Annotated in this window: 22 protein-coding genes and 1 other RNA gene; 5 read left to right on the top strand and 18 right to left on the bottom strand. The window is 43.7% G+C overall.

Annotation, left to right across the window (positions count from 1 at the left end):
* Positions 1–63 precede the first annotated feature (63 nt).
* A complete protein-coding gene (locus CN378_RS01950; RefSeq protein ID WP_098350249.1) occupies positions 64–630 on the bottom strand; it encodes an isoprenylcysteine carboxyl methyltransferase family protein in 567 nt (188 codons plus the stop codon).
* Positions 630–1700: a type III polyketide synthase gene (locus CN378_RS01945; protein WP_098350248.1), complete on the bottom strand. Its 1071-nt coding sequence runs from the start codon at positions 1698–1700 to the stop codon at positions 630–632. Before CN378_RS01945 ends, CN378_RS01950 begins: the two co-directional genes overlap by 1 nt.
* A gap of 201 nt (positions 1701–1901) precedes the next feature.
* On the opposite strand from CN378_RS01945, the gene CN378_RS01940 reads away from it, so the two are divergent.
* Positions 1902–2351, top strand: a complete 450-nt coding sequence (locus CN378_RS01940) for a chemotaxis protein CheX (protein ID WP_098350247.1) — start codon at positions 1902–1904, stop codon at positions 2349–2351.
* A gap of 56 nt (positions 2352–2407) precedes the next feature.
* Here the strand turns inward: CN378_RS01940 and CN378_RS01935 are convergent, their stop codons facing one another.
* Positions 2408–3178, bottom strand: coding sequence for an SDR family NAD(P)-dependent oxidoreductase (locus tag CN378_RS01935; protein ID WP_098350246.1), 771 nt, complete (start codon positions 3176–3178; stop codon positions 2408–2410).
* 65 nt (positions 3179–3243) lie between these two features.
* Positions 3244–3378 carry a hypothetical protein gene (locus CN378_RS22820; protein WP_257140962.1) on the bottom strand — a complete coding sequence of 45 codons (135 nt, stop codon included), beginning with the start codon at positions 3376–3378 and terminating at the stop codon, positions 3244–3246.
* A gap of 371 nt (positions 3379–3749) precedes the next feature.
* On the opposite strand from CN378_RS22820, the gene CN378_RS01925 reads away from it, so the two are divergent.
* Together CN378_RS01925 and CN378_RS01920 are read left to right on the top strand one after the other, a co-directional pair.
* Positions 3750–4226, top strand: coding sequence for a cytochrome c oxidase subunit II (locus CN378_RS01925; protein WP_098350244.1), 477 nt, complete (start codon positions 3750–3752; stop codon positions 4224–4226).
* On the top strand, positions 4227–5873 hold the full coding sequence (locus CN378_RS01920; protein WP_098350243.1) for a b(o/a)3-type cytochrome-c oxidase subunit 1: 1647 nt from the start codon (positions 4227–4229) through the stop codon (positions 5871–5873).
* Between the two features lie 150 nt (positions 5874–6023).
* On the opposite strand, the gene CN378_RS01915 is transcribed toward CN378_RS01920, so the two are convergent.
* The 11 genes from CN378_RS01915 to CN378_RS01870 form a co-directional block, all read right to left on the bottom strand.
* Entirely contained in the window at positions 6024–6491 is a 468-nt protein-coding gene (locus CN378_RS01915) for a GyrI-like domain-containing protein (protein ID WP_098350242.1), read from the bottom strand.
* Between the two features lie 22 nt (positions 6492–6513).
* Positions 6514–8028 (bottom strand): carboxypeptidase M32, encoded by a 1515-nt coding sequence (locus tag CN378_RS01910; RefSeq protein WP_098350241.1) that lies wholly within the window; start codon positions 8026–8028, stop codon positions 6514–6516.
* A 258-nt stretch (positions 8029–8286) separates the two neighbouring features.
* On the bottom strand, positions 8287–10212 hold the full coding sequence (locus CN378_RS01905) for an ATP-dependent DNA helicase (RefSeq protein ID WP_098350240.1): 1926 nt from the start codon (positions 10210–10212) through the stop codon (positions 8287–8289).
* Between the two features lie 195 nt (positions 10213–10407).
* A complete protein-coding gene (locus tag CN378_RS22450; RefSeq protein WP_179884764.1) occupies positions 10408–10575 on the bottom strand; it encodes a hypothetical protein in 168 nt (55 codons plus the stop codon).
* Between the two features lie 96 nt (positions 10576–10671).
* Positions 10672–11808 (bottom strand): THUMP domain-containing class I SAM-dependent RNA methyltransferase, encoded by a 1137-nt coding sequence (locus tag CN378_RS01900; protein ID WP_098350337.1) that lies wholly within the window; start codon positions 11806–11808, stop codon positions 10672–10674.
* A 152-nt stretch (positions 11809–11960) separates the two neighbouring features.
* An RNA gene (gene rnpB / locus CN378_RS01895) (RNase P RNA component class B) lies at positions 11961–12345 on the bottom strand.
* Positions 12346–12405: 60 nt separating this feature from the next.
* Positions 12406–12717 (bottom strand): cell division regulator GpsB, encoded by a 312-nt coding sequence (gene gpsB / locus CN378_RS01890; RefSeq protein WP_034758475.1) that lies wholly within the window; start codon positions 12715–12717, stop codon positions 12406–12408.
* A gap of 104 nt (positions 12718–12821) precedes the next feature.
* The gene (locus CN378_RS01885) at positions 12822–13379 is read right to left on the bottom strand and encodes an SLOG family protein (RefSeq protein ID WP_098350239.1); all 558 of its coding nucleotides are present in this window, start codon (positions 13377–13379) and stop codon (positions 12822–12824) included.
* Positions 13380–13635: 256 nt separating this feature from the next.
* Positions 13636–13950 (bottom strand): CotD family spore coat protein, encoded by a 315-nt coding sequence (locus CN378_RS01880; RefSeq protein ID WP_098350238.1) that lies wholly within the window; start codon positions 13948–13950, stop codon positions 13636–13638.
* Between the two features lie 351 nt (positions 13951–14301).
* Positions 14302–15561 carry a ribonuclease H-like domain-containing protein gene (locus tag CN378_RS01875; RefSeq protein ID WP_098350237.1) on the bottom strand — a complete coding sequence of 420 codons (1260 nt, stop codon included), beginning with the start codon at positions 15559–15561 and terminating at the stop codon, positions 14302–14304.
* Between the two features lie 22 nt (positions 15562–15583).
* Positions 15584–17848, bottom strand: a complete 2265-nt coding sequence (locus CN378_RS01870; RefSeq protein WP_098350236.1) for a DEAD/DEAH box helicase — start codon at positions 17846–17848, stop codon at positions 15584–15586.
* 209 nt (positions 17849–18057) lie between these two features.
* On the opposite strand from CN378_RS01870, the gene CN378_RS01865 reads away from it, so the two are divergent.
* Positions 18058–18507, top strand: coding sequence for an Hsp20/alpha crystallin family protein (locus CN378_RS01865; RefSeq protein WP_098350235.1), 450 nt, complete (start codon positions 18058–18060; stop codon positions 18505–18507).
* Between the two features lie 40 nt (positions 18508–18547).
* On the opposite strand, the gene CN378_RS01860 is transcribed toward CN378_RS01865, so the two are convergent.
* Entirely contained in the window at positions 18548–19027 is a 480-nt protein-coding gene (locus CN378_RS01860) for a YppG family protein (protein WP_098350234.1), read from the bottom strand.
* Positions 19028–19241: 214 nt separating this feature from the next.
* Here CN378_RS01860 and yppF point away from each other — a divergent pair, with 214 nt between their 5' ends.
* Positions 19242–19424, top strand: a complete 183-nt coding sequence (yppF, locus tag CN378_RS01855; protein WP_098350233.1) for a YppF family protein — start codon at positions 19242–19244, stop codon at positions 19422–19424.
* Between the two features lie 26 nt (positions 19425–19450).
* On the opposite strand, the gene CN378_RS01850 is transcribed toward yppF, so the two are convergent.
* Complete coding sequence (locus tag CN378_RS01850) at positions 19451–19807, bottom strand: YppE family protein (RefSeq protein ID WP_098350232.1); 357 nt, start codon at positions 19805–19807, stop codon at positions 19451–19453.
* A gap of 70 nt (positions 19808–19877) precedes the next feature.
* The gene (locus tag CN378_RS01845) at positions 19878–20132 is read right to left on the bottom strand and encodes a hypothetical protein (RefSeq protein WP_098350231.1); all 255 of its coding nucleotides are present in this window, start codon (positions 20130–20132) and stop codon (positions 19878–19880) included.
* Positions 20133–20375 lie beyond the last annotated feature (243 nt).

The raw sequence follows: 20375 nt of genomic DNA, 5'->3' as shown, positions 1-20375 counted from the left end.
GAGAATAATTTTCATCTTCAATTAGAATCTTATCAAAATTGATAATCATTTTCAATAAGAAAATCATTTTTCTTTTTTGAATAGGGGAATCCACACTCTGGTATTGACGTGGACCTTATTATAATCCGTCTCTTTCTTCAGGGCGTGTTCCTCAAGAGGGATGCGGATGGAAAGAATGAATTGATTTAATAACGCAAAGATGAACAGAGTCCAATAGGCGTTAAAAAGTAACGGAACAATTAGAAATTCCAGTGTCACAATCAAATAATTTGGGTGTTTCAAATGTTTATAAGGACCCTTGGCCACGACTTCGGCATCCGGGAGTACGATGATCTTGGTATTCCAATACTTCCCAAGAGAAGCGATCGCCCATATCCTTCCGAGCTGTGTGAGGATAAACCCACCAAGTAAAAACGGCCAGTAGGGATTGACCCCGGAGTGAAAGATCCCTCCTTCAATGAGCAGGGAAATGAAAAACGCGATGTGGATGCCCACCATCATCTTATAATGGGCCTGTCCATATTCCTTTGCACCCTGCTGTTTCATCCACTTTTCATTCGATCTTGCAATGTAAAGCTCCACAAGTCTTTGTACCAGCAATACCGAGAAAAACAGGATAAAGTAGAGCATCATTCCCACCTCATCAATAGGAGTTCTGAACTGAATCCCGGACCCAGAGCCGTTCCGAGTCCTATATCTCCATGCTCACAGCCTTTATCCATGAATTGTTTGAGCACATAAAGAATCGTGACGGAAGACATATTGCCGTACTCCTTCAACACCTTCATGGATTCGGTTGTCATGCTTTCATCCATCCCCAGAGACTCCCTATACGCTTCAATCACTTTCTTTCCTCCGGGATGGGCGACGAAATGCTTAATATCCCCAAGCTCTATCCCATTCGAATGAATGAACCCTTCAACATTCGGACGAAGCCAATTTTTCACCAGCGTCGGGATGTCCTTGGAAAATACGACATACAACCCGTTTTCCTTCACTTCCCACCCCATCACATCCAATGAGTCTTCAAGCAGCGTGGATTGGGTGGCAACGATCGCAGGCAATGGCTCTGTGATCCCTTTTATGAGAGGACTATCATCCCCACAGACAAGGGCACATGCCACACCATCTGCGAAAAGCGAGGTCCCGATCAAGTTACTCTTTGATCGGTCTCCGTGTTGAAAGGTCAATGAACACAATTCGATGGAGAGAACGAGAACATTTGCGCCCGGGAAAGCTAAACAGTATTCGTAAGCCCTTGATAATCCGCTCGCTCCTCCTGCACACCCCAGTCCCCAGATCGGAATTCGTTTTACATGTGGAGAAAATGGCAGCTGATTCATGATTCTGGCTTCAAGACTCGGGGTGGAAAGACCAGATGTTGAGATGGTTATGATGGCGTCGATTTCTTCCAATGTGAGTTGGTGACGGGAAAGGCATTTGTCGACCACTTTACTTCCCAAGTCAACCGCATGATGGATAAATTCGTCGTTCTTTTCCTGAAAGGAATGATCCTTGGAAAACCACTCCAGATCCTTCACAAAATAACGACTGTCTATTTCACCATTTTGAAACACATTGATCAAACGGCTTATATCCCTGAAACTCGAAGAAAACAATTGTTTCGCAAATTCCGCCGCTTCATTCTGTGTGATTTTCACTGGTGGTATTTCCGTTTCTACTGAGAGTATTTTCGGCATTAGATGTCCACTCCTTACACTTCCATGTAAGGATAGGTTTTCCATAAAGAAATAAAACATGTATGCCGGATGATGTTTTGTTTCTATTTAAAAGCACTCACCACAAAATAGTACTTTAGTATGAATAGAAGAGCTAAATATCATCCTTTCCTCATAGGTAATATGGTATGATGATACTGACAAAATACTGGAGGATACGACATGATTTTAACGAAAAGTGTCACAGATATACTTAATAGTTCAGTAGAAGCGATTAAAGGGGTCATACCCTTGAGTGTTACCGTTTCAAAGCCCTCATTGCTGGCAGAGCCGTTCAGTCAGCATAAAATCGGCGTGCTTATCGGATTCACAGGAGATGTGCGGGGAAGAATGATCATTGATGGAGAAGAAGCCAGCTTTCAGGGTCTCGGCGCATCCATGTTCGGAATGCCACTTGATGGTGCCATGCTTGAATCTTTTGCGGGCGAACTCGGGAATATGATTGCGGGTAATCTCGCCACACTTCTCGCGGGGGGCGGCCATTCACTGGACATCACACCGCCGACGGTCATTGTGGGGCAATCCAAAATGTATGGCTTCGACAAAGCTTTAAAACTGCCGATTTCCATTGAACATGTGGGCGAATTCTTAGTCATTTTGATGATTGAATAGAGAATAAACAAAAAGGCTAACCTTGACGTAAGGTTAGCCTTTAATATAATCGGAAATCAAAATCCGTGAATCGTCATCCCGCCGTCTACAAAAAGGGTTTGTCCCGTCACATAGTTTGAAGCATCCGATGAAAGGAACACGGCAGGCCCGACTAATTCATCCAGCTCCCCGATCCTTTTCAGTGGCGTCACCGCCAGTATATCATTCACATACTCCTCATTTTGTAAGAGCTCCCTGGTTAATGGTGTTTTGAAATACCATGGCCCGATGCTGTTTACATTAATATTGTATTTTCCCCATTCCATGGCTAATACCTTCGTCATTTGAATCATGGCTGCTTTCGTGGAAGCATAAACCACACCTGTCCTGAGGGCTACGTGGCCAGCGACAGAGGCAATATTGATTATTTTCCCCCGGTTCCTCTCTTTCATATGGTTGCCTGCTTCCTGACTCATCATAAAGGCAGATTTCAAATTCGTATCCATGATTTTTTCCCATTCGTCATCGGTCACCTCGAGGGCTGCCGAACGGATGTTCATTCCTGCGTTATTTATCAGGATATCGATGGATAAGTCATGATCTTCTATGTAGGCTATCGCTTTTCTGATGTCTTCACGTGATGTCACATCTGTTGGGAGGATATGCGCTTTCCTTCCAAGTTTCTTTATTTCACCGGCTGTTTCCTCGAGATCTTCCCTTGTTCTTGCTAACAGGACCACATCGGCCCCGGCTTCCGCTAACCCAATACTGAGGGCACGTCCGATTCCCCGGCCAGCACCAGTGACCACAGCTAATTTATCCTTTAATGAAAATGAAGGAACAAACAATTTCCCCACCACCTTATCTGTAATTTGAATCTTCTCTATATTAGCACAGAGAGCACCCGAAAGTCTCACCGATGATCTTTTTTCCCCTGCTGATGATGGACCTGGATGTGAATCTTCGCTTCTACCGGCAGTTGGCATTGAGGACAATCCATTTTACAAGAAAAGATCTGGCAGCATTGTTTACAATAATACTTTTCCATTCAATCGTCTCCTTCCCTCATACCTACAACCTATGCATAACCCATAGACAAATGAACACAACAGATGGCCCATTTTCCCATCACTTCACATTTTTTTCACAAACTCCCCCTCTTTGTGTGACATTTATCACAGATTCTTATACTTGAGCCGCTTATGATAGAGGTATCAAATCAGTCATCCATTGATGGAAGGAATGAGAGGAATGGGAAAACCGGAATTACGGCAAGAAACAGAAGTCAAGTCGGAGGAAACGAACTCTTTAAAAGGTACCTTTACTTCCGTATTATTTTTAGGCGGTTTTTTAGTCCTTACATGGCTTGGGGTATTCATACTATTTCTGAATCGTTTTTAATTGAAGGAGTGTTGGATCATGCATATGCACCGCTATGAGAAATGGTGGTTAACGTTAGGTACAGGGTCTCTTATTTTATTTTTAATCATCTTGGGAATCAGCGCTTTTCACCAGGGTCATCAGCCCCCAAGCGCGAAGGCTTACGTCAATCCGGAGCAGGTTGACAAAATTGCCCCGTTTAACGAACCGGGACTAAAGAAAGTGGAGGGTAAGGACTGGGATTATGAGCTGGTATTTGTTGCTTCTGCTTTCCTTTATACCCCAGGGGAAATTGAAATCCCCAAGGGCTCTACACTGAAGATCACCGCCACTACCAAAGACGTCGTTCACGGGTTTGAAGTGGCAGGAACCAATATCAACATGATGCTTGAACCGGGGTTTGTCAGCGAGTACACAACAACACTTGATAAGACCGGAGAGTTCCTCATTGTATGTAATGAATATTGTGGTGTCGGGCATCACACGATGAAATCTATGATAAAGGTGGTGGACTAGATGAAACCATTTGTGAGAATCGATAAGAAAGATGCGTCACTCGCCATGGCCCATATCTATGTTGGATTTGCTGCACTGGCACTAGGCGGATTGGCAGGGCTGTTGCAGGTTCTGGTCCGGTCAGGCAGATTCACGTTGCCTGCTGGGATTGGATATTATCAAGTTTTGACTGTTCACGGCGTATTACTCGGATTAGTACTGACGACGTTCTTTATCCTCGGCTTCCAGCATGCTGCCATTTCCCGGACTTCCGGGACTTACTCCGTAAAATCCCGCTTCATGGGATGGTTGGGATTCTGGGTCATGCTTCTCGGTACCATCATGGCTGCAGTCATGATCCTGCTAAATGAAGCAACGGTCCTTTATACATTCTATGCCCCACTCATGGCACACTGGATCTTTTACTTGGGCCTAACCTTCGTAGTAGTCGGCAGTTGGCTCGGCGGGGCTGGGATGATCATGAAATACATGAGCTGGAGGAAAGAACATCCGGGACAACCGAGCCCACTGTTAACCTTCATGGCTGTCATTAACACCGTCTTATGGATCGTCGCCACCATCGGGGTAGCAGGCACCGTTCTATTCCAGCTCCTCCCCTGGTCCCTTGGTTTGGTGGACAGGGTCGACGTTCTTGTCAGCCGTACATTATTCTGGTATTTCGGTCATCCTCTCGTGTATTTCTGGCTGCTGCCGGCTTACATGGCATGGTACGTGATCATTCCCAAAATCATCGGGGGGAAAATCTTTTCCGATTCCTTGGCACGGCTGTCTTTTATCCTGTTCCTTCTCTTCTCGATTCCAGTCGGCTTTCATCACCAATTAGTGGAGCCGGGAATTGATGCCTATTGGAAATTCCTGCAGGTAGTCCTGACGTTCATGGTGGTGATCCCTTCCCTTATGACGGCGTTCTCATTGTTTGCTACCTTTGAGATGTACGGGAGATCCAAAGGGGCGACCGGGTTATTCGGATGGTTTAAGAAGCTTCCTTGGGGAGATGCCCGCTTTACCGTACCGTTCATCGGGATGGTCGCTTTCATTCCTGCCGGTGCAGGAGGCTTGATCAATGCCTCCAACCAGATGAATCAAGTGGTGCATAATACGATTTGGGTGACAGGGCACTTTCACTTAACATTGGCTACTTCAGTCGTACTGACTTTCTTCGGAATTTCTTATTGGCTTGTCCCTCATCTAACGGGGCGAGTCTTAACGAAAGCCATGAACAAATTGGCCATCGTGCAGGCCATTGTATGGTCTGTGGGAATGAGTATCATGTCAGGCGCCATGCATGCAGTGGGACTACTTGGTGCCCCGAGACGATCTTCTTTCTCCACCTATGGAGATGCGCCCCAGGCCCTTGACTGGATTCCTTATCAAATCGCACAGGCCGTAGGGGGAACAATTCTTTTCATCGGTATCATTCTGGTTCTATATATCTTTATCAATTTGGCTTTCTTCGCGCCAAAGGGAGAGGAAGAATTTCCAGTAGGAGAAAAGGCAGAGACAGCCGAGAGAACACCGATGGCCCTCGAAAACTGGAAAATTTGGCTGACGATTTTAGCGGCACTCATTCTGGTCGCCTACACCGTCCCATTCATCGACATGATCCAAAACGCCCCCCCAGCGTCTAAAGGTTATAAAATGTGGTAAAAAAAGCTGAGGGGCTTGCAAAAAGGCGACAAGCATAAGAAGAGAATGCCGGAAAGGCGCCCTTTGCCTTTTCGGCGTTATTGAAAAGCGGAGAGGCTTGCTCAAGCCCCCAGAAAATAGAAAGGAGGCTGCTTNNAAGCAGCCTCCTTTCTATTTCTGTTTAATCGGAACATACAGCTCTAATTTCCTCTTATCTTCCGTTTCGTTGATTTCCCTATCTTGGGAAAGATACTTCTCGACACTCAGTCTGGAGTAGTCTTTCTCAAACCCGTTTTCTTTGATCCAGTTAAAGATGGCAAAATAGGCCTGCTCCACCTCAGTCGATAAGCCTTCATAAAGGGCATGGGCATACTCGCCGGCAGGGAGTGAAAGCTCCACTAATCCCGGTGGCAGCTTCTCCACCCGATCAACTTCAACGGTACAATAATACGTGAAGTCAGTGGCCCTGTCATGGAAAGGTGCATAGATGCATTCATCTCCATTGATGTGGTGAATGGATGGGATCATCTGTTGAAACTTGGTAAATAATCTCGGGATCTCGGAACCTCTTCCATATGGACCTGTCCAGCCTATTCCAACAAGCAATTTATCCTCTAGTGATGCTACATTGATTTCCATGATTTTGCCTCCAATATATAGGTTAATTCAAGGAATATACCTTCGAATACTTCTCCTTTAAATAATCGGCCAAGTATTGGGCATTAAGCCCCTCTCCAGTCACTTCCCTGATGATTTCCAGCGGTTTTTTCATTTTTCCCCACTGATGTACGTTCGTTGTCAACCATTCTCTTACAGGGGCAAGATCCCCTTTTTCCAACAAATCGTCATAGTGAGGCAGACCTTCTAGCATCGCACGCTTGAACTGCGCAGCATACATATATCCCAATGCGTATGACGGAAAGTAACCGAAGCTTCCACCGGCCCAATGGACATCCTGGAGGACGCCTTCACCGTTATGTGAAGGGCGGATACCTAAGTACTCCTCATATTTCCGGTTCCAGATTTTTGGTAGATCCTTCACTTCGATTTCATCATTAAATAACCCCTTTTCGATTTCATATCGGATGATGATATGGAGGGCGTACGTTAATTCATCGGCTTCGATCCGGATCAAAGAAGGTTTGGATTCATTAATCGCCCGGTAGAAATCGTCCAGTTCCACGGAATCAAACTGTCCGGATGAATGCTCCTTCAATAACGGATAATTCTTTTTCCAGAAGCCATAATCCCTTCCAACAAAATTCTCATAGAATAAAGATTGTGATTCATGGATACCCATCGATGTGCCCGTACATAGAGGTGTGCCCACGAGGTCTTTTGAAATGTTTTGTTCATACAGGGCATGTCCGCCTTCATGGATCGTTCCGAAGACGGCTGTCCTCCAATCCTTTTCGTCATATTTAGTTGTTACCCTTACATCCCCCGGGTTTAAACCAATCGCAAATGGGTGCACCGTTTCATCCAGTCTGCCTGAATTGAAATCGTACCCCATTTGCTCAAGGACCTTCAAACTGAAATCCTTTTGTTTATTTTTCGGAAAGGATTCGAAAAGGAAGTCGGTATGCGGCTTATTTTCCGATTCTGAAATCTTATGTACCAGTGGGACGATTTGATCCCGAAGATCACCAAATACCCTATCTAATACTTCTACCGTTACACCAGGCTCATACATATCGAGTAACGTATCATATTTGTTCTTTCCGTATCCCCAATACTCAATGAAGCGTTTCGTGAATGCCACAAGTTTTTCTAAATAGGGCTTGAACAAGTCGAAATCGGCTTTCTCTTTCGCTTCTTCCCAGACACCTTCAGCTTTCGACTGAAGCACCACATACTCCCTGTATTCTGAAGCGGGAATTTTTTTATTTCGATCATATTCTTTTTGACACTCTTCTAATAGTTTCTGTGTTATTTCATCCAATTGATCCATCTCTGGAGATAGTTTCGCTAAATAAGCGGCCATTTCATTGGAAGTAGACATTTCAAACAGCTCAGATGAAAGCATCCCGATGACTTCTGATCGCTGTTCTGCTCCATTCTTAGGCGCGCCGGTCCGTAAATCCCAGAACATCAAACCAAGTGCTTCGTTGTATGCAGACATTTTTTTTACATAATCATGAAATTGTTCTTTTGTCTCTATAACTGATTCTTTCATTCTAAAAAATCCCCCTTTTTTTTAACATTCAATCTATTTTATCATATTTTTCTGGGAACTAGGGTCCAGAAAGATTGATAGGCGAGGGTGTTCTGATTGAAGACGCGGACCGTATATTATCGACATTGGCCATCTTATTATCGACTATGACCAGTTTGTTACCCGGGTTCACTCCATTTTTTATCGAACACAAATGTAAGCTCATCCTTAGAGAAACCACTAAAAAACCGCCCATTCAGGCGGTTTCAGTTCACTCTTTTATGCGTTCAACACTTCGATTCCAACGGGCAGGACGGACTCTACTAATTCTCTATATGAGGTTTCGTCATCCTTCAATAGAACGTGGATGCTCCCTTTGTCTTCACTTGTCCGAATCAGACGTCCGATACCCTGTCTCAAGCGAAGGATCATGTAAGGAAGATCCACCTCTTCCACGGAACGGGTGGCATGCTTTCGTTTGGCGTCAAAGACGGGATCTTTTGGCGGGAACGGAAGTGAGTAAATGATCACTTGTGAAAGGGACTCCCCGGGCACGTCCAATCCTTCCCATAGGTGATAGGAACAAAGGACTGTAGACGTTTCCTGCTGGAACTGTTCAACTGTATCACTGATCTCCCGGTCACCTTCATAGATGACACTCCAGTTTTGTTCCGCCTGTTGAATCTGATAGGACCTAAAGGCGTTCATCTCATCCTTGGATGTAAAAAGAATCAATGATTTCCCTTGATTATTCTGTAATTTATCCCACACATATTGATTTTTCGAATGGACACCGGAATCCAAAGAGGGAATATGCGCTTTCATCATATCCTCATATTCATAAGGTGATTCCACTGAAAATTTTTCATATTTTTCAATCCCCAGCGATTGAGACACATAAGAAAAGTCCCCATTATAGGAAAGGGTCGCCGATGAAAAAATAAATGGGATCTGTTGAGAAAAGACGTGTTCCCGGAGTATTTCCTCGACCAATCTCGGCATCACCACAAAGGTGTGTTCTTCCTCGGTTGTTTCCAGCCAGTAGATTCCTTTTTCATCATCTAAAAACAGTTTCAACGAATATTGGATCTGCTCCAGATATTCTTCCACTACCTTTAAAAGATAATCATCCATCACATACATTTCTGATTCGAAAACGAGCTCATTCAAAAGATTTTCGATTTTCTCCGTTAGAGCCCTTCCCTGTTGTAAGATCGCTTCTGAACGGATGATGTATTGTCTATTTGAGCCCGACTCCCCTTTGGACGCCCTTTCGAGGAGACCGAACCACTTTTCATTGTCGAGCATGATATCTTCAATGATATAAAGGGTCTCTTCCCTCATATCCGATGAAGAAAGCTTCTCTAACAGGCCTTCCAGTGTTTCCATCCTCATCCGGTAAGTCATCGCTTTCTGTGAAGCAAATTCCAATAGATGACCTTCATCAAATACAACAGAGCTTGCTTCCGGCAGAAGTGGAAGCTGTCCTTCCCGTTTTCTGCTGTCTTTCGTCCAGATATGCTCCATATAAAAATCATGGGAACAGATGATCAAGTCAGCCGCATTCCGGTAATGCTCACGGTGAAGCGTAAGGCCGCAGCGATGGCGATAGGCGCAGGACATACAGTCCTGAAGGGAGTCCCAGCCTACCTGTTTCCATTCTTCATCTGACAACCCGGCGTATTCCTTACGATCTCCGTAATGACTGAAGCTTCTCATGGAGGAACTATCATGGACGAAGCCCGGCAACTCCTCCCACATGTCCTGATAGGCTTCATTTTGAGAAACATTTTCTTCTAATTTTTTGATGCAAAGATATTGCTCCCTCGACTTCGCCAAACGTACGTCAATGTTAAGATCCAGGGCATTTTCAAGCTTCTCTATGTCCCCTTCTTTCTTGACAATCTGTTCGATGAGGGTTTCATCGGCACAGGCAATGATGGCAGGCTTACCCGTATACCTTGCATAAGATAGGGCGTATAAAAGATAGACAAGGGTTTTCCCCGTCCCTACACCCGCTTCTGCGAACATGACCTGCTTATTCTTATAAGCTTGATTGAGCTGAAAGGCCATGAAAACCTGTTCGTCCCTTAAATCGAATCCCTTTTCAGGCAATAGATCATAAAAAACATCACCTACCCAATCGGATAATGCTTCATAGAAGGATTGCTCCTTGGTAAGTTCAAATGGTAATTTTTTTCTCATGTGGACCTCCTGCGTTTTGACACAATATTTCTAATTTACTAGAATTCTTTCCTATTGAAAAGGGATAAATCTATATTTCATCTCATGAACTTCATTTAAAATGGATGCATTCCACAACCAAAAGAAAAGAGACTATCCATACAAAGGGTGAGTCTACCATTTGTATGGATGTCCCTGGTCTTTCGAGGATTGCACTCAGTCGTATATTCTCTTTTTTCTCAGCAATTCATATTGAAATGCCTGATCCAGATTTTTCGCAGCCTCATGCAGGTCTGCCCCTGCTCCTTCTTCACCCGATATAGAAGAGATGGAGCTGTGTAAAGCCTGATAGATTTTGTGGAAATCGATGGAAGAATGATCCATCCTATTCACTCCCCTAAAAATGATAGAACTATTATACGCAGGAAGTGAAAGGGTTATTCTAAACTTCATCAACTTTTTTCATCGATTCCCAAAAGATCAGTTTCTGGGAGGACGCGGCCCGAAGTATTGATAATAGTCTGTCCGGATGAAGCCATTGAACAATTTTCGTTTCTTTGTGGCTTGTTTTCCGTAGCATTGTTCAAAGTTTTCATGGGAAGTCAGCATGTATACAGACCATGTATCCAGTTTTTCAAATGCCTGTCCCATCTCCTTATACATTTTCTCTACCTCTTTCCGTTCGCCTAACCGTTCACCATATGGAGGGTTCCCGACAATGATGCCGTATTCCAATTCTGATGTAAAGTCACGGACTTGCATCTGCTTGAATTTCACCAGTTCGCCAAGTCCTGCTTCCAAGGCATTCTCTTTGGAGACGTCAATCATGCGGTGATCGATGTCCGTACCGAGAATTTCCAGGGGCTGGTCATAGTTCGCTAGATCCTCGGCTTCCAAACGCGTTTTCTCCCACACGTCATCAGGCATCAACGGCCACTCTTCTGACAAAAATTCACGATTGAAACCAGGAGCGATATTTTGCCCGATCAGTGCAGCTTCGATGGCAATGGTGCCGGAGCCGCAGAACGGATCCACAAACGGCCGGTCCGGGTTCCAAGTCGTTAATTGGATCAGGGCCGCTGCCAGCGTTTCCTTTAAAGGAGCTTCACCTTGTCCGATTCTATACCCTCTTTTATGAAGGCCCTGACCACTCGTATCCAGGGTGATGCTTGCCACGTCTTTATGGATGGCCACCTCAATTTTAAACAGAGGACCGGTTTCTTCAAGCCACGACGTTCGCTTGTAAGCCGTTCGCAGTCGTTCCACGATCGCTTTTTTCACAATGGCCTGACAGTCAGGAACGCTGTACAGTTTTGATTTAACCGATTTCCCCTGTACGGGAAACTCCGCATCTACAGGGAGGAAATCCTCCCAGGGAAGCTTCTTCGTGTTCTCGAATAATTCATCGAAGGAATAGGCTTTAAATTCCCCCACGAGGATTTTGATTCTGTCTGCTGTCCTCAACCACATATTGGCCCGTGCAATGGCCGTTTCGTCGCCTCTGAAGATGACCTTCCCGTTTTCAACCTGACAGTCATATCCCAATTCCTTCACTTCTTTGGCAACGATCGATTCCAAACCCATCGCTGCCGTTGCGATCAATGTATATGTACCCATATTTGTCACCCCGTTCATAAATATCCCTCTATCAATAGTATGGTCCTGTTTGCTGTAAAATAAAAAGGACTGATACAAAAGAGCAGTGCATTACCTGCATGTATCAGTCACTTGCATTATTCATTCCATATTGCTCTTATCCCGTAATAGTGTTCTGTAAGCCATGTTTTGTTCCGTTGTACTGCAGGCGACTGTTCGTCTCGTACTCGGGTGGTAATCATCTATCTACAAAGGAAATTCCTTTGTCCCTCTCTTCGTTCAATTCCTCCGAGAGGATTCCCCTACCAAATTTGGGTTTCTCGCTCGTGGGGTTTACCTCGTTCCACTCCTGCCATTTCTAACAGGACTTCGTCACTGTGGCACTTTCAAAGTAGTCACACCATATCCGTAAAGGACGTAGGTGTTTTCCCTGCCGTCAGCCCGGGTTGGACTGCCCTAGCTTATGAATTGGCTAGGCACGAACACTACGTGCATCTCAGCACCGTGCGAGCATGGACTTTCCTCTACAACGAATCGTTGCAGCGATTACCCAAACACCATTAAGGATCAGCAATACCTAATTATACGGTAATTCTCCCAATAATTCAACTGGAAATATCAGTCGTATAATTTGTTACCAAAAACGTGTTTCTCTAAATTAGATAAACGCTTTAAAATATCGAAATTCGTGGTTCCGGTCTGCTGGGGCGGAGCCGCTGAACGCTGTTGCTTCAAAGCACCCTCTGCCTGCTTCTTCAGGCGCAGATTTTCCTGCTGCAAATCTTCTATTTCCTGATGAAAGGTTTCATAATCTTTAATAATCAAGTCTAAGAATTTATCCACGTCTTCCGGCTTATATCCCCGCATTCCACTTTTGAACTCTTTTTCGAGAATATCCTTTGCCGTTAGTTTCACTTTATCTGAGATCATTCTATTCACCTCTATAGTTATCACTATCATTTTTTCAAATAACCATCATTTTGTCAAACGTATTTCTTACCCTGAGTGATCCAAAATCTTTAAATCGGGTTTCTTCAGTCACTTTTCCACTGTTCTTCCTCCACGATCCACTGCAGATCATGGAAGCTGATGGCCCTGATGTCGAAAGAAGGATCCGATTCTTTCTTCCTCTTGGCTTCTTCATAAAAATATTTGGGCGAACCTTCTTTTTCTTCATCATAAAGTATCACTAATGATTGGCTTTTGTGTAAAAATAGTTGATTCTTATTGCGGAACTGTTGCGGGCTCTTATAGGGATCTTTCGAAATGGTCTCAACAAAATCAGCTTGCGACAGGATCAGTTCATAATATTCTTTATTCTGATCATTCCACTTCTCCTCTTGAGAAACAAAAGGAGTTAAGACGGCCAGTTTGAGATCCGGGTATTCCTCCTGAAGCTCAAACACGACTTCTGCCCCCCAGAGCTCTATGCCCAGCTGTCCACTGATGAGCACCCACTCCAGTCCTTCATCCAGGAGGGATACCAGTTCTTTCTTCAGGGCCTGCTTTATGTAATAAACTGCTTTGTCATCCTGCTTGAAAATTCCCAGTTCAAAGGATTTATATCCAGTAACGCATGCAACATTCCCCACATGGAAAACCCCTTTAGCAAACTTTGGATACTATCGTTTATCATTATATCTTAGTGTACCCTAATTCTATGCACTCTATTGTAACATATTTTGTGGATTTAGAGACCTGGATTTTATGATCCCATACCACATCATATAAAAAAGGGATGGCTCCAAAAAGACTTTACACTTCAGCTGAGTGATACAGCTTTAAAGGCAGTGCATCACTCAGCCCAGTCTCATAGAGGCATCCCTCTGAAATCATTCGTTCGTTAGATTATCTCCCAAATCCGTATGGTCCGAAAGGTGGTCTTGGACGAGGTCCGAATCCTGGTCCGAATCCCGGGCCGCCTGGGCCTTGAGGTCCTCCTGGTCCGCCACCACAATTAAACTGCTGATGAGAAACACTGTCCACTTGTGATTCTGTATGCGGGAAGTAATGTTTATGCTGATACATAACATTATTCACATTTGTCGTGTGACTCGGGTGAATATGAGGCACCTCATAAGTTGTCATGTTTTGATTCACACAACATTTAGTCGGATGCATAACAGCAGGAAGTACTTGATTAGGTCTTGGTCTACAATACATCGTAACGCTCTCCTTTCATCTCTTAGTTGTTACACTAATAGCCTATGAAGCGAAGAGGGTACATGTACTAATGCAAATACCTATTTTTAGGAAATTAATTCGCAAGACTTACATCAAGCTATATAAACTTTGTGAATAATTGGTAAAAACAAAGGCTGTTAAACCAATGACGACAAAGAACAAGATTAAAATAGCACGGTTCATTTTCATCATTCCTTCTTCATATTAAATATTTTCAACACAATTTATTATTTTACATCTACTTTAGAAAATTCTCAATATAAAAATAAGAAGATGGAACCACTTTCATACTACTTTATTTTCGTCCTTTGTCCCCTTGGGATACACAAACTATATTTTTGTTATTTTCCTCTCTATCCGACCCATGCGGTGATTCAAATTCCTTAATTGATTGAGATGCTTACCGTCTGTTTTCTCCGTTTTCTCCATCAGGTTCAAAAGTTGAGCGCACATCTTTAGAGCACGCTGCAAGTCCTTCGTTTTGTGTTCATACAATTTAGCCAATTCCAGCAAGGCAGCTTTTCGAATTGAAACAGATGCTTCTTCATGGATGCTTTCCCATAACTCAATCGCCTTGTCCTCCTGCTTCTCCCTTTTATAGTGAAGAGCAAGCTGATGTACGGCCTCATAGTTCGGCTCTTCTTCCTCTTTGATGATTCCCTTGTAGCGCTCCTTGGCAATTTTCCTGTTACCCGTATATTCCAGCCACCTGCCAACTTCAAATCGTTCCTGCCCGGTTGCCTGTTCGTGGATGTCCAGCAGTTGGGATGTCAAGTGGGTATAGAGAGTGATGAGCGATAGGATATCCAGTTCATTATGGGTCATCACCTTGAAGATGCCTTCCGGGTCTTTACGCTCAATGTAATCGAAATAAATCATAGGAGCCAGATAACCGGGCACATCATCCACTCTATTAAATCCAAGTATGTTCCGTTCGACGTTAATGAGCTTTACGGATTCCAGTTTATGCTTAAATAGTCTTCTGGATCCGTGATAAAGATCGAAATGGCCAAATGCAGGCAGCTTTGGTACATGATCTTTAATGAGGGTGTGCCTTGTCTTGACCTGGGGCCAATCAAAGGCTTTCCCGTTGTACGTAACGAGCGTATTGTAATCCACATTGCTTAAAAAACTATGGTATAAAGGAATTTCACTTCCTGGCTGAGGAAGGAAGTGTTGTGTCACAATCACTTCTTTATCCGTGACCCTTCCATGCCCTAAGAGGAAGATCGTATTCCCTACCCCTCCACCGAGTCCCGTTGTTTCCGTATCGAAAAAAAACATTTCTTCATGACTGAGCCCTTTGGATGACAGGGGATGATGCCCTTTAAACCCCTGCCAGGCATCTACAGCTTTAATAAAATCCTTAAACGTATAATTTCCGTGCTGATGATCGATTGGATAGCGCTTCTCCCTCACCAGGCAGAAATCATCATCAATGAAATACAGAGTAGATCCATTTTCTTTCCATGCATCCAGAAATGGCAGTTCGGCCTGCTGCTCCACGGATGGCTGTTCTTTCGGCATATCCGTCCCATCTTCCCGGATGATATGCTTTTTCATTCTCGTTAATTTATTTTTCAAAGACATATTGGTACCCTCCTTCCATTATTTATTGGAGGAAAAGATGAAGAAGCTTTAATGAATCGAGTTTGGCTGTGTCAAGTGAATGCTCCATCCCGATGCAGGAAGGGCATCCGCTTTGACACGGACATCGTTCAATCATGGAAGACGTCTCAAGGAGAATCTTCTCTATTTCTTCGAACACTTTTTCACTTAGCCCGATCCCGCCCGGGTAGCGGTCGTAAATAAAGATGGTAGGCAGTTCATTATGGGCAGCCTTTATTTGGGGAACAACGAAAATATCGCTCGGGTCACACATGACAAATAAGGGGATGATCGATTTCAGGCTCTGTGAAACCCCGATAAGTCCCTCTTCAAGTCGTTCCTGGCTGAAAGCGGCAGCGTCCTTTAATGAAATCCAACTGGAGCTCGTGTGCAGCTCCTCTTCAGGAAGATGAATGGGACCTGATCCGATATTTTCATGAGTATCAAACTTTATTTTCTTGAAAATCGTTGCCATTGCTTGAACGGTTACGTCCCCAAACGCTACATCGAACATCTCTGATTCCCTCATTTTGTCTGTTTCCAATACCCTTAATTGTACAGCGAGATTGGCATCGGTAAAGTAATCCACATCGACTTCCCTTACAAATGCCTTCTTTTCTTCCCAATCCAGCTTCTCTACTTGGAACTGAACCCCCTGATGTAAATAGATGGCTTCATCATGCAGTAACGTCATAGCAGAAAAACGGTCCATTTCCCCGATCACTTTCACGGATGAAACATCCGTTTGATCAATGATGATGACATTTTCCTGAGAAGCCGAGCGAAGGCTGATGTTATGGGCAGGAAACACATCGTTCATCCAATACCACTTGTCCCCATTTTTGTGGACGACCCGTTCTTCTACCAGAAATTCCAAAATATCTTCAATTTCATGTGCTCCAAATTGTTCCCCTTCCCTGAAGGGCAACTCATAGGCGGCGCATTTGATATGATCAATAAGGATGATTAAATTATCCGGATTGATCCTTGCCGTTTCCGGGGTTTGCTCAAAGAAATAATCAGGGTGCTCGATGATGAATTGATCAAGCGGACTTGAGCTTGCCACCATGATGACGAGAGATTCCCCATGTCGTCTTCCGGCTCTGCCTGCCTGCTGCCATGCACTTGCAATCGTCCCTGGATAGCCCGTCATGATACATACCTGCAATTGGCCGATGTCAACACCCAGTTCCAGGGCGTTTGTACTGACAACCCCGTATATTTCACCGTTTCTTAAGCCCTTTTCAATTTCTCTCCGCTGGGTAGGGAGATATCCTCCCCGGTAACCCCTGATGGATTTCGCACCTAGTTGACTTTTCACTAATTCCTGCAGATACGTAAGAATGATTTCCACCCGGACCCTGCTTCTCGCAAATATGATGGTTTGGATCTTATTCTTTAACAGCTCGCCTGCGATCCTCCTCACCTCGAGGGTTGCGCTTCGTCGAATGTTCAGCGGTTTATTGACAATCGGGGGATTATAGAATACGAAGTGTTTCTTTGCACTCGGAGCCCCATTATTATCGATCAGATTCATTTCTGATCCCGTTAGATGCTCTGCCAGTTCTTTTGGATTGGCAATCGTTGCCGATGTGCAGATGAAAACAGGTGAAGCACCGTAGAATTCACAGATCCGTTTCAGTCTTCTGACCACATTACTGACATGGGACCCAAACACTCCTCTATAAATATGAAGTTCATCGATAATGACGTATTTAAGATTCTCGAACAGCGACACCCACTTGGTGTGATGAGGAAGAATCGCTGAGTGCAGCATATCCGGGTTTGTGATGACAATATGACCCGTTTTCCTCACCTTTTGACGGATATTGGCAGATGTATCCCCGTCATATGTATAGCTGTTGATGGCAACCTCCGCCTCAGAAATGATCTCATTCAGCTCGCTCTTCTGATCCTGGGCAAGTGCCTTGGTAGGGAAGATATAGAGTGCACGTGAATCCGGATTGTCCATGATCGTTTGAAGGACGGGGAGATTGTAGCAAAGCGTCTTCCCTGACGCGGTTGGCGTGACGGCCGTGAAGCTTTGCCCCTGCATTGCCAGTCGAAACGCTGAGCTTTGATGGGTATAAAGCTTTTCCACCCCTCTTTTCTGTAAGGCTTTTTTGATTCTTTCATCTATTTCATTTGGCAGGTCTACCAATTGTGCCGGTTTTTCATCAATGGTATGCCAATGAATAATCTGTTTATTGAAATCTTCGTCTCTCTTAAAATGCTCTATCAATTGTTGAAGGTTGTTTTTCTTAAACATGTCTATCACCTCTCCTACTCATTTTACCGAATCTATGTTCGAAACTAAAGTAAAAACAGCACTTTTCCATATTCATCCTTTCCAAAAAGGAGCGATAAGTAGAGTGACTGCCCCCCATCCCCTTTTATTTTTACATATGGAGCAAAGGCACATTTTCATCCGGATACCATACACTAGTATGAATACGTTTGCCTGAAAGGAGCATACCCATGTCCAAGGATTCAAACAAAAATGGTTTTGGAGACCTGATACATTCCATGAATGAGTTCTTTCACGAAAGACCGATGAAGGGAATGTTACAAAGTATCGATGAATTCTTTACATCTTCCGCTAACCCTTTTGGTTCATTCCCGGTAGAACTGACTGAAACCGATGATCATTATCTTGTCACAGCAGAACTTCCCGGTGTAAACAAAGAACAAATACAACTCGATGTGTTCCCCCAGTACATCACGATCTCAGTGACCCATAAGGAAGTATACTCTGAAGAAAATGAACAGCATCAGACCATCAAAAGGAAACAATCGATGAGAAAAAGCAGCAGGACCGTTCCCTTTCCAAGGGTTGTGAATGAAAAGAATGTGAAAGCTTCTTATAAAGATGGTTTATTAACAGTGAAAGTGAACAAGGAGTCCGGAAAGAGAATACAGATTGATTGATGGAAAAAGGAGCTGCGAAATTGCGCAGCTCCTTTTTCGTCTAAAACTTAAATATTCCGCCTAACCCTTTTACCAGAGAAGATACTTGATTGATGGCCCCCATCATTTGCCCTGTTGTATTCATCATTTTATTGAAATCCAACGAGCCGTCCTGCGACTTAAAGGAATTCATGATGCCGCTTACCCCACCTGATGAAGGTTTCGCCATAAAGGATGCTTTCGGATACGGATTAGCATAGGACTGCTGTTCCATTGCCTTCATTTGATATGGATTGTATTCTTTCTGTTGAAGAGGATTATCAAAATATGGATTCATCTGCTGATATTGGTTCACCTGATTCCCGGCACCGGAATAAGGACCATCGTGCTGCGGTAAGTAATTGGGTGGAAATGGTCCATAATTCGGTGGTCTCATCCCCTGTACAGGAAAGTTCATCATCGGCCCCATATTCCCAGGCTGAGAATGGTAATAAGGATATGGTTGATATCGCATCTGTCTCGAATAAGGTGAAGAATTCATACTTAGCCCCCCTACTGTTCATGGTTACTACACTTTATGTTTCAAGCTGAAAAATGGTGATAGAACCCATAAAGATCTTTCGACAATCCAATAAGAAGAATGTCGGAAGTTACACTATTCTTACAACTTAAAGAAAGGGTTTTCTATGATAGGATGAATGTAGATGCGAAGCTAACATCATTTCTATGAAATATGAGTATTGGGAGGAATCAGGATGGACCTAAATGAATTGTTGAAACGATATGAAAGCAGTAAACAATATCAGGCAACCGACCAACAAGAACTTCTTACACTGGCCAAAAAACTTTATATTTCTAATGAGATTTCTTTTCATCACTACAAAGAGTTAGCGAAACAAATCAATTCAGCAGAAGAAAATGCCATTTCAACTCCATAAGAAAGAGGCTGCCGGGTGGCAGCCTCTTATTTTTCTTTCAGGTCATCGATCTGAGTCCCCAGAACGTACGAGACAGACTGATAATGACTGATGAACCGGTTGTAACTGGACTCGGGAAAAAAGCAATGGACCGATAACATTTCAATGTTGTCGAAGGTGTTCATGATTTGAAGTAAATGAAGGTGCTTCGGCCTATAATCCTTGATCCAGGCCATGGAAAGCTCCTTCCATGAATCATTTTTCATTTTCACTTCATCTGCAAAAGGTTTTACCTCGGTGTAAAAATCCCCTTTTTCACCCGATTCGCGCCTGTTTTTATATTCATTCATCATCTTCTCGACCAGTACGAGAAGATCTTCCGTTACTTGTTTCAATTCTTTCAAAAAAAGCCCTCCATGCAAAAATCTAGACAAAAAATAAAAGCAGCATACGCTACTTTCTTATAAAGCCAGTTTAAGATGTCTTGAAGGATAATTCAAGTTTTTGCAGGACGTAGGACTTTTCTCTATTATTCATAAGAACCGTTTTCGAACCCGTTGTTCTCTCCAAGGAGCTTAAATGACCGTCCATTTTCTGTATTTGATCCGATAGCATACTCAATCCATCTTGCTCTTCAACTGAAATTCGATCATGCAGGCTTTGTTCCAATTGATTGAGGCTTTCTTCGATTTCGGCTAACTTTAACATAATATCTTGTTTTGGAAGCATGTGAATCCTCCCACCTTTTTTTTGGATTAATACAGTATTTCTCCGTTCATAGCCCTTTCCCTCCCCCCCTGACAAAACTAGAAGCGTTTCGTCAAAGAAAGTGCAAAAAGGACATTCCGACAATGACGTTTCGACAGTTCCTGAATAAAACAAGCAAAAACCCAAAATACTATGGGTGGAGGTGGTTCACAATGAAAAATCAAAATAACAAACAAACCAAAAAACAACCAGCCGAAACCAAAG

This window comes from Bacillus sp. AFS015802 (genome assembly GCF_002561455.1).
GTDB lineage: Bacteria > Bacillota > Bacilli > Bacillales > Bacillaceae_B > Rossellomorea.
This window is presented reverse-complemented; position numbering and strand designations above follow the sequence as displayed.

Excerpts from the sequence above, each read along its gene's own strand:
- CN378_RS01950 (WP_098350249.1), bottom strand. The coding sequence starts at position 630 with ATGCTCTACTTTATCCTGTTTTTCTCGGTATTGCTGGTACAAAGACTT.
- CN378_RS01945 (WP_098350248.1), bottom strand. The coding sequence starts at position 1,700 with ATGCCGAAAATACTCTCAGTAGAAACGGAAATACCACCAGTGAAAATC.
- CN378_RS01940 (WP_098350247.1), top strand. The coding sequence starts at position 1,902 with ATGATTTTAACGAAAAGTGTCACAGATATACTTAATAGTTCAGTAGAA.
- CN378_RS22820 (WP_257140962.1), bottom strand. The coding sequence starts at position 3,378 with ATGGAAAAGTATTATTGTAAACAATGCTGCCAGATCTTTTCTTGTAAA.
- CN378_RS01925 (WP_098350244.1), top strand. The coding sequence starts at position 3,750 with ATGCATATGCACCGCTATGAGAAATGGTGGTTAACGTTAGGTACAGGG.
- CN378_RS01920 (WP_098350243.1), top strand. The coding sequence starts at position 4,227 with ATGAAACCATTTGTGAGAATCGATAAGAAAGATGCGTCACTCGCCATG.
- CN378_RS01915 (WP_098350242.1), bottom strand. The coding sequence starts at position 6,491 with ATGGAAATCAATGTAGCATCACTAGAGGATAAATTGCTTGTTGGAATA.
- CN378_RS01910 (WP_098350241.1), bottom strand. The coding sequence starts at position 8,028 with ATGAAAGAATCAGTTATAGAGACAAAAGAACAATTTCATGATTATGTA.
- CN378_RS01905 (WP_098350240.1), bottom strand. The coding sequence starts at position 10,212 with ATGAGAAAAAAATTACCATTTGAACTTACCAAGGAGCAATCCTTCTAT.
- CN378_RS22450 (WP_179884764.1), bottom strand. The coding sequence starts at position 10,575 with ATGGATCATTCTTCCATCGATTTCCACAAAATCTATCAGGCTTTACAC.
- CN378_RS01900 (WP_098350337.1), bottom strand. The coding sequence starts at position 11,808 with ATGGGTACATATACATTGATCGCAACGGCAGCGATGGGTTTGGAATCG.
- gpsB (WP_034758475.1), bottom strand. The coding sequence starts at position 12,717 with ATGATCTCAGATAAAGTGAAACTAACGGCAAAGGATATTCTCGAAAAA.
- CN378_RS01880 (WP_098350238.1), bottom strand. The coding sequence starts at position 13,950 with ATGTATTGTAGACCAAGACCTAATCAAGTACTTCCTGCTGTTATGCAT.
- CN378_RS01875 (WP_098350237.1), bottom strand. The coding sequence starts at position 15,561 with ATGTCTTTGAAAAATAAATTAACGAGAATGAAAAAGCATATCATCCGG.
- CN378_RS01870 (WP_098350236.1), bottom strand. The coding sequence starts at position 17,848 with ATGTTTAAGAAAAACAACCTTCAACAATTGATAGAGCATTTTAAGAGA.
- CN378_RS01865 (WP_098350235.1), top strand. The coding sequence starts at position 18,058 with ATGTCCAAGGATTCAAACAAAAATGGTTTTGGAGACCTGATACATTCC.
- CN378_RS01860 (WP_098350234.1), bottom strand. The coding sequence starts at position 19,027 with ATGAATTCTTCACCTTATTCGAGACAGATGCGATATCAACCATATCCT.
- yppF (WP_098350233.1), top strand. The coding sequence starts at position 19,242 with ATGGACCTAAATGAATTGTTGAAACGATATGAAAGCAGTAAACAATAT.
- CN378_RS01845 (WP_098350231.1), bottom strand. The coding sequence starts at position 20,132 with ATGCTTCCAAAACAAGATATTATGTTAAAGTTAGCCGAAATCGAAGAA.